The organism is Streptomyces sp. NPDC052773 (genome assembly GCF_044547145.1).
In the GTDB taxonomy this organism is placed as follows: domain Bacteria; phylum Actinomycetota; class Actinomycetes; order Streptomycetales; family Streptomycetaceae; genus Streptomyces.
On the sequence record NZ_JBITZX010000006.1, the window covers coordinates 185,551 to 199,017 of the forward strand.

10 protein-coding genes are annotated in these 13,467 nt (G+C 71.6%); 4 read left to right on the forward strand and 6 right to left on the reverse strand.

The window, feature by feature from the left end; translation table 11 throughout:
• Positions 1-27 precede the first annotated feature (27 nt).
• Complete coding sequence (locus tag ACIG0D_RS15930; protein WP_399800676.1) at positions 28-3,927, forward strand: DNA-directed RNA polymerase subunit beta'; 3,900 nt, start codon at positions 28-30, stop codon at positions 3,925-3,927.
• A 64-nt stretch (positions 3,928-3,991) separates the two neighbouring features.
• Here the strand turns inward: ACIG0D_RS15930 and ACIG0D_RS15935 are convergent, their stop codons facing one another.
• The 6 genes from ACIG0D_RS15935 to ACIG0D_RS15960 all read right to left on the reverse strand — a co-directional run bounded on the left by ACIG0D_RS15935 (position 3,992) and on the right by ACIG0D_RS15960 (position 11,380).
• Positions 3,992-5,386 (reverse strand): M48 family metalloprotease, encoded by a 1,395-nt coding sequence (locus ACIG0D_RS15935; protein ID WP_399800679.1) that lies wholly within the window; start codon positions 5,384-5,386, stop codon positions 3,992-3,994.
• A gap of 55 nt (positions 5,387-5,441) precedes the next feature.
• Entirely contained in the window at positions 5,442-5,957 is a 516-nt protein-coding gene (locus ACIG0D_RS15940) for a Pycsar system effector family protein (protein ID WP_399800682.1), read from the reverse strand.
• The gene (locus ACIG0D_RS15945; RefSeq protein ID WP_399800685.1) at positions 5,954-7,408 is read right to left on the reverse strand and encodes a PE-PGRS family protein; all 1,455 of its coding nucleotides are present in this window, start codon (positions 7,406-7,408) and stop codon (positions 5,954-5,956) included. Before ACIG0D_RS15945 ends, ACIG0D_RS15940 begins: the two co-directional genes overlap by 4 nt.
• A gap of 3 nt (positions 7,409-7,411) precedes the next feature.
• Positions 7,412-9,574 carry a hypothetical protein gene (locus ACIG0D_RS15950; protein WP_399800687.1) on the reverse strand — a complete coding sequence of 721 codons (2,163 nt, stop codon included), beginning with the start codon at positions 9,572-9,574 and terminating at the stop codon, positions 7,412-7,414.
• Positions 9,571-10,470, reverse strand: a complete 900-nt coding sequence (locus ACIG0D_RS15955; RefSeq protein WP_399800690.1) for a hypothetical protein — start codon at positions 10,468-10,470, stop codon at positions 9,571-9,573. Before ACIG0D_RS15955 ends, ACIG0D_RS15950 begins: the two co-directional genes overlap by 4 nt.
• 169 nt (positions 10,471-10,639) lie before the next feature.
• A complete protein-coding gene (locus ACIG0D_RS15960) occupies positions 10,640-11,380 on the reverse strand; it encodes a Crp/Fnr family transcriptional regulator (RefSeq protein WP_399800693.1) in 741 nt (246 codons plus the stop codon).
• A gap of 335 nt (positions 11,381-11,715) precedes the next feature.
• On the opposite strand from ACIG0D_RS15960, the gene ACIG0D_RS15965 reads away from it, so the two are divergent.
• From ACIG0D_RS15965 to rpsG, 3 genes are all read left to right on the forward strand, one after another.
• Entirely contained in the window at positions 11,716-12,273 is a 558-nt protein-coding gene (locus ACIG0D_RS15965) for a DUF1707 and DUF4190 domain-containing protein (protein ID WP_399800695.1), read from the forward strand.
• Positions 12,274-12,617: 344 nt separating this feature from the next.
• Positions 12,618-12,989, forward strand: a complete 372-nt coding sequence (gene rpsL / locus ACIG0D_RS15970; protein WP_003948652.1) for a 30S ribosomal protein S12 — start codon at positions 12,618-12,620, stop codon at positions 12,987-12,989.
• A gap of 2 nt (positions 12,990-12,991) precedes the next feature.
• Positions 12,992-13,462: a 30S ribosomal protein S7 gene (gene rpsG, locus ACIG0D_RS15975; RefSeq protein WP_003998848.1), complete on the forward strand. Its 471-nt coding sequence runs from the start codon at positions 12,992-12,994 to the stop codon at positions 13,460-13,462.
• Positions 13,463-13,467 lie beyond the last annotated feature (5 nt).

A 13,467-nucleotide genomic window follows, 5' to 3' on the forward strand; every position in this document is an offset into this window, starting at 1 on the left:
TACAACCCTGAGAGGGATTGACGCATAGTGCTCGACGTCAACTTCTTCGATGAGCTCCGGATCGGCCTGGCCACCGCCGACGACATCCGTCAGTGGAGCCACGGCGAGGTCAAGAAGCCCGAGACCATCAACTACCGCACCCTCAAGCCGGAAAAGGACGGACTCTTCTGCGAGAAGATCTTCGGTCCGACCCGGGACTGGGAGTGCTACTGCGGCAAGTACAAGCGTGTCCGCTTCAAGGGCATCATCTGCGAGCGCTGTGGCGTTGAGGTCACCCGCGCCAAGGTGCGCCGTGAGCGGATGGGCCACATCGAGCTCGCCGCCCCCGTCACGCACATCTGGTACTTCAAGGGCGTTCCGTCGCGCCTCGGCTACCTGCTCGACCTCGCCCCGAAGGACCTGGAGAAGGTCATCTACTTCGCGGCGTACATGATCACGTACGTCGACGAGGAGCGCCGTCAGCGCGACCTGCCCTCGCTGGAGGCCCACGTCTCCGTCGAGCGCCAGCAGATCGAGCAGCGCCGCGACGCCGACCTGGAGGCCCGCGCCAAGAAGCTCGAGGCCGACCTGGCCGAGCTGGAGGCCGAGGGTGCCAAGGCCGACGTGCGCCGCAAGGTGCGCGAGGGTGCCGAGCGCGAGATGAAGCAGCTGCGTGACCGCGCGCAGCGCGAGATCGACCGCCTCGACGAGGTGTGGAACCGGTTCAAGAACCTCAAGGTCCAGGACCTCGAGGGCGACGAGCTGCTCTACCGCGAGCTGCGGGACCGCTTCGGCACGTACTTCGACGGTTCGATGGGTGCCGCGGCGCTGCAGAAGCGCCTGGAGTCCTTCGACCTCGAGGAGGAGGCCGAGAAGCTCCGCGAGATCATCCGCACCGGCAAGGGCCAGAAGAAGACCCGCGCGCTCAAGCGCCTGAAGGTCGTCTCCGCGTTCCTGCAGACCTCCAACAGCCCCAAGGGCATGGTGCTGGACTGCGTGCCGGTCATCCCGCCGGACCTGCGTCCGATGGTGCAGCTGGACGGTGGCCGCTTCGCGACCTCCGACCTGAACGACCTGTACCGCCGTGTCATCAACCGGAACAACCGTCTGAAGCGCCTTCTCGACCTCGGTGCGCCCGAGATCATCGTGAACAACGAGAAGCGCATGCTCCAGGAGGCCGTCGACGCGCTGTTCGACAACGGCCGCCGCGGCCGTCCGGTCACCGGCCCGGGCAACCGTCCGCTGAAGTCCCTCAGCGACATGCTGAAGGGCAAGCAGGGCCGCTTCCGTCAGAACCTGCTCGGCAAGCGTGTCGACTACTCGGCGCGTTCCGTGATCGTCGTCGGTCCGCAGCTGAAGCTGCACCAGTGCGGTCTGCCGAAGGCGATGGCGCTGGAGCTGTTCAAGCCGTTCGTGATGAAGCGCCTGGTCGACCTGAACCACGCGCAGAACATCAAGAGCGCCAAGCGCATGGTCGAGCGCGGCCGCACGGTCGTGTACGACGTGCTGGAAGAGGTCATCGCGGAGCACCCGGTTCTGCTGAACCGTGCGCCCACGCTGCACCGCCTCGGCATCCAGGCCTTCGAGCCGCAGCTGGTCGAGGGCAAGGCCATCCAGATCCACCCGCTCGTCTGCACCGCGTTCAACGCGGACTTCGACGGTGACCAGATGGCCGTCCACCTGCCGCTCTCCGCGGAGGCGCAGGCCGAGGCCCGCATCCTGATGCTGTCCTCGAACAACATCCTCAAGCCCGCCGACGGCCGTCCGGTGACGATGCCGACCCAGGACATGGTCCTCGGTCTGTACTTCCTCACCACCGACGCCGAGGGCCGCGAGATCAAGGGCGAGGGCCGCGCGTTCGCGTCCGTCGCCGAGGCGATCATGGCCTTCGACGCCGGCGAGCTGTCGCTCCAGGCGCCGGTCGACATCCGCTTCCCGGTGGGCACCATCCCGCCGCGTGGCTGGGAGCCGCCGGTCCGCGAGGAGGGCGAGCCGGAGTGGCAGCAGGGTGACAGCTTCACCCTGAAGACCACGCTGGGCCGCGCGCTCTTCAACGAGCTGCTGCCCGAGGACTACCCGTTCGTCGACTACGAGGTCGGCAAGAAGCAGCTCTCCCAGATCGTCAACGACCTGGCGGAGCGCTACCCGAAGGTCATCGTGGCGGCGACGCTCGACAACCTGAAGGCGGCCGGCTTCTACTGGGCGACCCGTTCCGGTGTCACCGTGGCCATCTCCGACGTCGTCGTCCCCGAGGCGAAGAAGGAGATCGTCCGCGGCTACGAGGCGCAGGACGAGAAGGTCCAGAAGCAGTACGAGCGCGGTCTGATCACGAAGGACGAGCGGACCCAGGAGCTCATCGCGATCTGGACCAAGGCCACCAACGACGTGGCCGAGGCCATGACGGGCAACTTCCCGAAGACCAACCCGATCTTCATGATGGTCAACTCGGGTGCCCGAGGAAACATGATGCAGATGCGTCAGATCGCCGGTATGCGTGGTCTGGTGTCGAACGCGAAGAACGAGACCATCCCGCGGCCCATCAAGGCGTCGTTCCGTGAGGGTCTGTCCGTGCTGGAGTACTTCATCTCCACCCACGGTGCCCGTAAGGGTCTCGCCGACACCGCTCTGCGTACCGCCGACTCGGGTTACCTCACCCGTCGTCTGGTCGACGTCTCCCAGGACGTCATCATCCGCGAGGAGGACTGCGGCACCGACCGCGGTCTGCGCCTGCTCATCGCCACGCGTGGCGAGGACGGCGTGCTCGTCAAGGAGGAGAACGTCGAGACGTCCGTGTACGCGCGCTGCCTCGCCGAGGACATCGTCGTGGACGGCAAGGTGCTGGCCCCGGCCGGTACCGACCTGGGTGACGTGCTCATCGACGAGCTGATCCGCAACGGCGTGTCCGAGGTGAAGACCCGCTCGGTCCTGACCTGTGAGTCCGCCGTCGGCACCTGCGCGATGTGCTACGGCCGCTCGCTGGCCACCGGCAAGCTGGTCGACATCGGTGAGGCGGTCGGCATCATCGCCGCCCAGTCCATCGGTGAGCCCGGTACCCAGCTGACGATGCGTACCTTCCACACCGGTGGTGTGGCCGGTGACGACATCACCCAGGGTCTGCCGCGTGTCGTCGAGCTCTTCGAGGCCCGTACCCCGAAGGGTGTCGCCCCGATCTCCGAGGCCGCCGGCCGCGTCCGGATCGAGGAGACCGAGAAGACCAAGAAGATCGTCATCACGCCGGACGACGGCAGCGACGAGATGGCCTACCCCATCTCCAAGCGCGCCCGTCTGATGGTCAGCGAGGGCGAGCACGTCGAGGTGGGCCAGAAGCTCACCGTGGGTGCCACCAACCCGCACGACGTGCTGCGCATCCTGGGCCAGCGTGCCGTCCAGGTCCACCTGGTCGGCGAGGTCCAGAAGGTGTACAACTCGCAGGGTGTGTCGATCCACGACAAGCACATCGAGATCATCATCCGGCAGATGCTGCGCCGCGTGACGATCATCGAGTCCGGCGACGCCGAGCTGCTGCCCGGCGAGCTGGTCGAGCGCTCCCGCTTCGAGCAGGAGAACCGTCGTGTGGTCCAGGAGGGCGGTCACCCGGCCTCGGGTCGTCCGCAGCTGATGGGTATCACCAAGGCCTCGCTGGCGACGGAATCCTGGCTGTCGGCCGCCTCCTTCCAGGAGACGACCCGAGTCCTGACGGACGCGGCGATCAACGCCAAGTCCGACAGCCTCATCGGCCTCAAGGAGAACGTCATCATCGGTAAGCTCATCCCGGCCGGTACGGGTCTGTCCCGCTACCGCAACATCCGGGTCGAGCCGACCGAGGAGGCCAAGGCCGCGATGTACTCGGCCGTCGGCTACGACGACATCGACTACTCGCCGTTCGGCACGGGCTCCGGCCAGGCCGTTCCGCTGGAGGACTACGACTACGGTCCGTACAACCAGTAAGCGAGTCGCTTGAACGCCAAGGGCGGCCACCCGGTGGGGTGGCCGCCCTTCGGCGTGTCCGGACTCAGAGGCCGGTGCGCAGATACGGCTCCAGGGCCCGGATCCGCGTGTAGTTGTCGGGGTGCGTGGACAGCAGGCGCTCCAGTTTCCCGGGCTCCTTCAGCCGCTGTCCGGTCGCCCGGGCGTGCGACTTCAGCGCGTCCTCCTGGGCCTGCAACTGGTACAGGACCTGCGTCATCTGACCGGCGAAGCCGAGGACGGCGGCCTGCTGGTCGGCGCGCAGCTCGCCCTTGCGGCCCATGTGGGCGAGCAGGTACGGGGCGAGGACCAGTGGGATCGTGATGTACGGGATCACCAGCAGGCCCGCCACCAGGAAGATCCCCATGAACAGCATCAGGAAGCCGGTCGCCGCCATCGAGAAGACGCTGGCGACGGCGAGCGCGATCCGGGCGAGGCCCTTGGTCAGCGCCCAGGCGACGCGGCCCGGCAGGGAGTACCAGTAGCCGAGCAGTCCCGCCCAGGCGTGGCCGCCGGTGTGGTGGCCGAGTTCGTGGGCGAGTACGGCGGCGAGGTTGCTGCTCGGGATCTCGTTGAGGGCGTAGGTGGTGACGCTGACGACGTGGCCGGCGACGGCCGACGCGTTCAGCTCGGTGCTGTTCTCCACCATCAGCTCGTAGGAATCGGCCTCGATGCCCGCGCGGGCGGTGACCTCGCGCCAGACCGGCTCCAGCCGGGCCCGCTCGTCGGCCAGCGGAGTGCGCAGCTTCAGGACGCGGCGGGCGAAGGCCAGCTCGGTGGGCCGGTGGAAGACGAACGCGCCGGAGGCCAGCCACAGCAGGACGACCAGCCAGGCGCCGACCGGGCCGAGGGTGGCGGTGGCGACGGTGGCCACCACGGCGAGGCTCACCACCAGGCCCGGTACGTGGATCAGCAGCCGTCCGATCGCGGTGGCGTCCGCACCGCGCTGGTGCTCGGCCACGTGGACGCGGGAGCCGGCGTGACGGTAGTCGAGGTCGTCTGGGGCTCTGGTGGGCTGTGGGAGGACGGGGACGGCGGGGTACGGGACCGTGGCGGTGGCCGGGGGCGCCGGTGGTGGCGCGGGCGGGCCGGGGTGCGCGGGTGCGGGGGCGGTGATGCCGACGGGAGGGGCGGCGGGGGGCGGAGTGCCGGGGCCGGTCGGGTACGCGGGAGCGGCGGCCGTCGGGTACGTGGGGGGCGGGGTGGCGGCCGTGTACGCGGGCGGTGTGAGACCGGCGGGGTACGTCGGCGGCGTGGGGCCGGTCGGGTAGGTCGGGGGTGGGACTGTCGGGTAGTTGGGAGGGGCGGCCGTCGGGTACTGGGGCGGCGGTGTGGCCGTCGCGTACGGGGGCGGCGGTGTGGTCGTCGGATACTGCGGTGGAGGCGGGGCGGTCGGGTACGGGGGTTCCGGTGCGGTGGCCGGGTCCGGTGGCTGGGTCATGGGGACTCCTTCCTGCGTGCGGGGTCTCGCGAGGTCCGCGCGAGCGGTGGGGAGGTCAGCCGGCCAGCAGCCCGGTGGGCAGCAGGACCGTCCCGGCGCAGAACGCGATCAGGCCGGTGCGGATCCACTGGTGCTTGCGGGCGGCGATACGGCTGGTCTCGGTCAGGGCGACCAGGTGCCCGGCGGCGGGGTCGCGGGCGGTGTCGGCGAGCGCGTCGGCGAGCAGTCCGTCGCGTACGGCGCGCTGGACGTCGCCGAAGTAGCAGAGGGGACGGCCGGGGGCCCAGCCGTCGCTGCCGTAGCGGGGCAGGACGGCCAGCAGCAGCGCGAGCAGGGACAGGGCGAACGCCAGGATCCCGGCCCACCACAGGACCCCGCCCGCCGCCGAGAGGTCCTGCGGGCTCCACTTCCGCCCGGCCATCAGGCCGCTGCACACCCCGGCGGTGATGCCGAGCGCCGCCACCAGCACCGCCGCCTTGCTGTCGGCCCGCGCTATCTCCGCGCGCATCTCGGTGAGCAGGCGCTCGGCGACCTGGTGGCGGGCGGCCGGGGCATCGTCCCCGGCGGTCACGCGGCCCCCGGGCCCGGCTCCGCGGTCTCGCCGTCCCTCGGCCGCGGCGGCGCCGGGACGTCGGGTGCGGCGGGGGCGACGGGCGGGGCGGGGGCGTACGCCGGGGGCGGCGGCGGAGTGACGGGCGCGGGGCCTCCCGTGGCGTAGGGGGCGCCCGGGGCTTGGTGGGTGCCCGGAACATGGGGCGTGCCCGCGCCGTAGGGCGTGCCCGGGGCGTAGGGAGCGCCCGCGGCGTAGGGAGCGCCCGCGGGGTAGGGGGCGCCCGGGGCGTGGGGGGCGCCCGGAACATGGGGCGTGCCCGGGGCGTGAGGGGCGCCCGCGCCGTAGGGCGTGCCCGGCGGCGTCGCCGGTGCCGTACCGTCCGCGCCGTACGGCCCCGGCGGGGGCGGCGGGACGGGCGCGGACCACTGGCCCGGTGCGGCAGGCCCGCCCGGCGTCGGCGCGGCGTCCGGGGCGGGCGGCGACGGCGGGCCCGCCGGCAGTTCACCCTGCGCCCCGGCGGCGGCCGACCGGCGCTGGATCAGGTCGTCGACCTCTTCGCGGATCTGCTTCAGCGAGGCGGCCTTCTCGTAGTCCTCCAGCTCGTCGCCGCTGATCAGTTCGAGCTGGTCCTTGATGAAGGTCAGCTGGTCCTGATGGATGTTCTCGATCACCAGCCGGGTGTCCTCGGGGTGCGCGGCAAGGTGCAGCGCCCACGCGCCGACGCCGCCGTGCTGGAGGTGGTACCGGTAGAAGTCGATCTTCTCGGCGACCAGCTGCTGGTGCTGCCGCTGGCGCAGCATCTCCAGTTCGTACTGCTGCTGCGCCTGCCGCATCCGGTACTCGTGCTCGGGGTCGAGCAGTTCGGTGCTGTAGCGCAGTTCCCGCCGCCGGCGCCGGTGCTCGATCGCCTCGTCGTCCAGGCGCAGCCGCACCATGCAGGTGACGGCGAGCCCGATGCCCGCCGCGAAGGAGCCGGACTCGACGGCCCGCTGTACGGCGGACTCGGCGGCCGGGCTGTCCTCGATGGAGAAGCGCCGGCTGACCGGCCGCGCGAACTGCTGGAGTTCCCGGGCGAGCCGGGTGGGCACGTCCCGCTCACCGCTGCGCACATACGCCTCCGGATCGGCGACCCGCCAGGTCAGGTCGGCGGTCGCGCCGAAGGAGAACGCGTCGTCGTCGCTGGGCAGCTCGAGCTCCAGCCGCACCGGGTGGCTGCCCATGTCCACCTCGTACACCGAGGCGTAGCGGCGCGTGGCCGCCTGTGCGCGGGTGGGCCGGTGCGGCGGGATGTAGACGTCGTACGCGCCGCTCGCGGTGGCGAACACCAGTGCGTGGTCGATCGCGGTGATCTGCCGCCGGGCGGCGTAGTCGAACCGGGAGATCGGCCGCACGGTGAGCACGGGGTCGATCAGGGTGCTGTGCCGGTCGGCGTTTTGCTGCCACTCCGGCTGACGGAGGAAGTCCGCCATGGGTCAACTCCTCGGCTGGTGCTGGGGGTTCGGGGAAGGGCGCAGTACGGCGAACAGCCGGTCGGCGATCGGCGGGCGGGGGCCGCCGTCCTCCGCGCGCAGCGTGCGCAGCTCGTGGTCGAGGCGGTTCCGGTCGGCGGCCGTGACGACCAGAGCGGGCAGCAGCAGTTCCAGGGCCTGCGCCGTGGCGGCGCTGCGCTCGGCCGTGTACACCCAGGTGTGCAGGGCCTTCAGGGCCTGCCGGGTGTGGCCGCGGTCGCCGAGCGCGGTGCGCCAGAGGCTGGCGAGGTCACGGGCCGAGTCCGGCTCGTACATGCCGGTGTCGGCGTACCACTCGACGAGCGCGCCCTCCTCGCGGTTGTCGCAGGCGCGGACGAACGCGGCCAGCGCGAGCGAGCGGACCGGCGGGGCGTCGTCGTGCAGCAGCCGGACCAGCTCGGAGAGCATCTCCCCGCGGCGGCTGCCCACCGACAGCAGCAGCGCCGTGGACTCGATCAGGTTGTTGCTCTCGGCCGGGCTGCTGTGGTCCGCGCGGGCCCGGGCGGCGAGCGCGCCGAGCGCCGGGCCGGCCAGCTCCGGGCGCAGCGGTGCGAGCAGGCCGAGGGCGCGGATCGCGGTCCAGCGGCGGCCCCAGTGGGTGTCCGTGCACCACTGGGTGAGCAGCCGCAGCACCACAGGCGCGTCGAGGAGCTGGGCGAGCACCAGGGCGTTCGCGGCGGTCACCCGGGGCCCGAAGGCCCGGGAGACGGCCCAGCCGTCGATGATCAGCGCGACCGCCGAGGGCAGGTCGGCGCGTGCGAGCAGTGCCGCCGCCGCGGCGGCGCGGGTGCGCACCACGGGCCGCCGGTCCCGGGCCAGCTCCTTCAGCCAGGCGACCAGCGCGGGCCGGGCGGAGGGATGGCCCGTCCACACCTCCGCGAGCAGCGCCCGCGGGGTGTCCTCACGCGGGAAATAGGCCGTGAACTGCGGTACCTGCCCCCACTCGGTGTCCTCGCCGCGCACCTCGCCCTCCGCTCCGGCGCGCTCCAGGCGGGTCTCGGCGGCCAGGGAGGAGAACACGGGGATCTCCGGGGGCCGCTCGGGGTGCTGAAGCCGCTGGAAGTGGACGAAGAGCTTGTCGGCGAGTTCGGCGGCCAGCACGTACGGGGCCCGGTCGAACACCGCGAGCGAGATCAGGAAGGCCTTGTCCCGCAGCTCGGTCCGGGTGTCGCCGAGCCGGTCCCGGCACTGCTTCTCCACAGCGGCCTGCCCGAAGTCCGCGAGCCGCGCGGCCGCCGCGGCGCTGCCGTCGTACCGGGCGAGCACCGCGGCGAACTCGGCCGCCTCGGCGGGCCGGTGTCCGCCCCGGGCGAGGAAGTCCCGCACGGGCCCGAGGGAGAGCAGCCGCGCCGTGTCGTCCGGGCGTTCGGCCGTCAGATGCGCCCGTACGACGTCCTCCGCGTCCGGCGGCTCCCAGACGAGCGGCGTGACCCCCGAGAGGAATGGCGATTTCTCGACGGTGACGACGAGGTAGCCGTCCGCTTTCCGCAACTGGTCGGCGGCGGCGTACAGATGGGTGTCGCGCAGCGGACGGTTACGGGTCAGCGGCAGGTCCCGCAGCACATGCCCGCCCGGCCGGGTGAGCTGCGCGGTCAGCGTGCCCGGCGTCGTCTCGTCCGACAGCGCGTGGACCGCGGGCACGCCCAGGCGGTGCAGCAGCATCCGCGCGGCGGCGTAGCGTCCGCAGCCGTGCGCGCCGGCCAGGACGAGGACGCGTTCCTCGCGCAGCCGCGCGAGGGCGGCGGCGAAGGCGGGGCCCTCGGCGAAGACCTCGGCCAGCGCGTCCTGCTCCTCCTGCGGGATCTTCCCTGAGACGTGCGTGGCGGCGGTCGGCGCGTGGTGATGGATTTCCATCTTGCCGCCCATGAACACATCGCCGGCGACCTGCCCGCCGGACACGCCGTGCTGGGCGCCACCGACCAGGCTGCCGCCGAAGGAGGCCGCCGAGCGGAGGATGAAACCGGGGGTGTGCGCGAACAGCTCCCGCTGCGCGGCCCGGGCCTCCTGAGTCCGCTCCTCCGTCTCCTCGGCGGTCTCCGGGATCTCGGCGAGCGCGTCGGGTGACGGCTGCGCGATCCGCGGCGGTACGTCGTCGGGGGCGGGCGCCGCCTGCGCGGGCGCCGTCACGCGGGCTCACCGCCCGACCGGCCCAGGTGGACGTCCCCGGTGACCTGGCCGCCGGACACGCCGTGCTGGTCACCGGCGACGAGGCTGCCGCCGAACGAGGGGGAGCCGCCCAGGAAGTTGAAGACGACGCCGCCGGACGGCTGCGCGGTGGGCGGGGCCGGCCGCCCCGGTGCCGGGCCGTCCCCCGGATCACCCGGCACCGGGGCTTTCCCCACCCCCGTATCACTGTGGTCTTCGAGTACGGCGGTCGTGGCCGCCCTGCCGGCCGTCGCACCGCCGGCTTCACGGGCCGCTGTTCCGCCCTCCTCCGCAGCGCGCACTCCCGCCGGCAGCGGCCCGTGCAGCCAGGCGCGCAGGGGCCCGTTCTTGCTGTCCACGGTCACGGCGTGGAAGTCGTCGGCCGGAATGCCCGGGTGGTCGTGCCGGACGATGCCCGCGTGCACGCTCTCCGACACGCACAGGGCGAAGTCGTCGCGGCGCTCGCGCAGCGCCGCGCGCAGCACGTCGGCGTCTAGCAGGCGGCAGGCCTGGTTGAGATCGGAGCCGACCCACCCGTCGTGCTCGTCGACGGCGACATAACCCGCGGCCACCACCCCGCGCAGCCGGATCTGGGCCGAGCGCGAGGACATCCGGTTGACCTGGCGCAGCTGGGCGGGGACCTCACGCAGCAGGGCACGCAGCAGGGCGGTGACCGGGGCGCCCGCGTCGATCAGCTCCATCACCGAGTCGCCCCGGTCGGCGCGCAGCCGCCGCGTTCCGTCGATGCCCGCGGCTTCCAGCGCGCGGTCGGTGATGTCGTAGAGCATCCGGCGCAGATACGCCTGCTCGACGTCGTCCCGGTCGCTGAACCTCTCGATGTCCAGCAGCAGGATCGTCCGGCTCACGGGGTCGGTCATGGTCGCCTCTCGCTGTGGGGGACGTGCAGACCAGCAGCGTGGGGCCGAAGAGCCGGACGTGGTGAGGGAGCATGACTCACTCGAAGTGTGACCGTGTGCATAGAAGGGGCCGGAGAGCCGAGGGCGGCCGGCGGCCCGGGCCGCGGTCAGTCCTGGTACGGGCCCGCCGTCAGTCCTCGTACGGTCCCGGAGGCGCGGGGATTCCCGGGACAGGGCGGCCGGTGGCCGCGATGCGGCGCAGGACGTCGGGGCGGAGGATGAGCATGGTGCGCCGCCCGGTGACGACGACGTCCTTCTCGCGCAGCTCCTTCAGCAGCCGCTGCACCATCTCCCGGGACGCGCCCACCGAGCCCGCCAGCTCCTGCTTGCTCAGCGGTACGGACAGCTCGATGCCGTCGGGGGTGCGCCGGCCATGGGTGCGGGCGAGGTCCAGCAGGAGGACGGCGAGACGTTCCCGGACGTTCATCGACGCGAACTCGAGGCGCCGCCGGTCGGCCGCCCGGGTGCGGTCCGAGGTGAGGCCGAGCAGCGCGAACGAGACGGTGGGTGAGCGGTTGAGGAAGTCCTTGAACCGCTCGTGCTCCAGCGCGACCGCCCGGACCGGCTCCAGCGCGGTGACCGTCGCCGACCGGGGCCGCCCGGTGAGCGCGGCCGACTCGCCGACGATGTCGCCGGGGCCGCGCAGCGCGAGCAGCGCCTCGTAGCCGTTGGCCGCGGAGGCCGTGACCTTCGTCCAGCCCTCGACGAGGAAGAGGACGTGCGAGGAGGGCTCGCGCTGGTGGAGCAGGATCATCCGCGGGGCGAACCGAAGCTCGCGGCCGAGGGAGAGCAGGGCGGTGCGGTCCTCGCTCTCCAGCCGGGCCAGGAAGGGCACGCGGTCGTCGAGGCCTCCGTCGCCTCCGTCGTCCACTGGGTACGCGGCCGTCCTCGTCACGCTCAGCCCCCGATCGTCGCAGCGACGGATCAAGCTACTGAACGGACCGGATGCGGCCGTGCGGAAGAGCGGGATCCGGCCATTCGGCGGCCAGGGTCCGTGGATGCCTGAGCCCGCGGAAGCCCGGGGCACGGGGCGGGCGAGGAGCGGGCGAGGGGCGGGCGGGTCGGCTCGGTCCTCCGGTGGCGACGCGTGGCCGTCCGGCGACGTCCCCTCCGGGGGCTTTCAGGGATGTCTCGGGGTCGGGCACTGATGCCGTACAGCCCTGCCCGGCGCATGATGGAGGGACTCCGGTCTTCCGGGAGGTGCCCGTGTCTCAGTCGCCGTATCCGTCGTGGCAGCCCTGGGAAGGGCAGGGGAGAGGCGTTCCGCAGCCGTGGGGCGGTCAGCTCGCCCCGTCGATGCTCGCCGCGCACGCCGACCGGGAGCGCGCCGTGGACGTGCTCAGAGCCGGGTATGCCGAGGGGCGCATGGAGCACGGCGAGTTCGAGAAGCGGGTCGCGCGGGCGTACGCGGCCCGTACGGTGGGGGAGCTGGCCCTGCTCGTCGCCGATCTGCCGCAGGGGCCCGTGCCGCGGCCCGTGCCCGTCCAGGCGGCCGTGCCGGGCACGTTCTTCCCGGTGGCGCGGCCGCGGACGAACGGGAAGGCCGTCAGTGCCGCCGTGTGCGGGCTGCTGTGCGTGCCGACCTTCGGGCTCACCGGGATCCCGGCGGTCGTGCTGGGACACATGGCGCGATCCGAGATCCGTCGCTCGGGCGAGGGCGGTGACGGGCTCGCGCTGACCGGGCTCGTCCTCGGGTGGTTGTCCACGGCCGGCTGGGCACTCGTCATGGTGCTGGTGACGGCCGTGACCCTCGCGGTCGGCTGACGGCCGTGGAGCACACGGAAGAAATGTGTTCGAAGCGGACACGCGCCGTCGATTTGAAGATCGCTTACGGACCGGGGTCTTGACATGTCCCGCGAGGCGCTGCGGGCGGCTCCCATTTGTTTTGACCACAGCGAATGCGGTAGGTACGCTCAGACCTTGTGCCTGGGGTGTGCCTTGGCTCTCCTGCGTGCCTTCGACCGCATCGGGAGCTGTGAACGGCCACCGTAATCTGCGCCTCTTTCTGTCAGTCGGCAGGAGTCCGCGGGATTCGACACACCCGACCGCGTGGGTCGGCGACGTTCCAGGTTAGCTGTACCCATCGGCACACAGAAACCGGAGAAGTAGTGCCTACGATCCAGCAGCTGGTCCGCAAGGGCCGGCAGGACAAGGTCGAGAAGAACAAGACGCCCGCACTCGAGGGTTCCCCTCAGCGTCGCGGCGTCTGCACGCGTGTGTTCACGACCACCCCGAAGAAGCCGAACTCGGCCCTCCGCAAGGTCGCGCGTGTGCGTCTGACCAGCGGGATCGAGGTCACGGCCTACATTCCGGGTGAGGGACACAACCTGCAGGAGCACTCCATCGTGCTCGTGCGCGGCGGCCGTGTGAAGGACCTGCCGGGTGTTCGCTACAAGATCATCCGCGGTTCGCTCGACACCCAGGGTGTCAAGAACCGCAAGCAGGCCCGCAGCCGTTACGGCGCCAAGAAGGAGAAGTAAGAATGCCTCGTAAGGGCCCCGCCCCGAAGCGTCCGGTCATCATCGACCCGGTCTACGGCTCCCCTCTGGTGACCTCCCTGATCAACAAGGTGCTGCTGAACGGCAAGCGCTCCACCGCCGAGCGCATCGTCTACGGCGCCATGGAGGGCCTGCGCGAGAAGACCGGCAACGACCCGGTCATCACGCTGAAGCGCGCTCTCGAGAACATCAAGCCGACCCTCGAGGTCAAGTCCCGCCGTGTCGGTGGCGCCACCTACCAGGTCCCGGTCGAGGTCAAGCCCGGCCGTGCCAACACCCTGGCGCTGCGCTGGCTGGTCGGTTACTCCCGCGCCCGTCGCGAGAAGACCATGACCGAGCGTCTGCTCAACGAGCTCCTCGACGCCAGCAACGGCCTCGGTGCCGCTGTGAAGAAGCGCGAGGACACGCACAAGATGGCCGAGTCCAACAAGGCCTTCGCGCACTACCGCTGGTAGTCGCT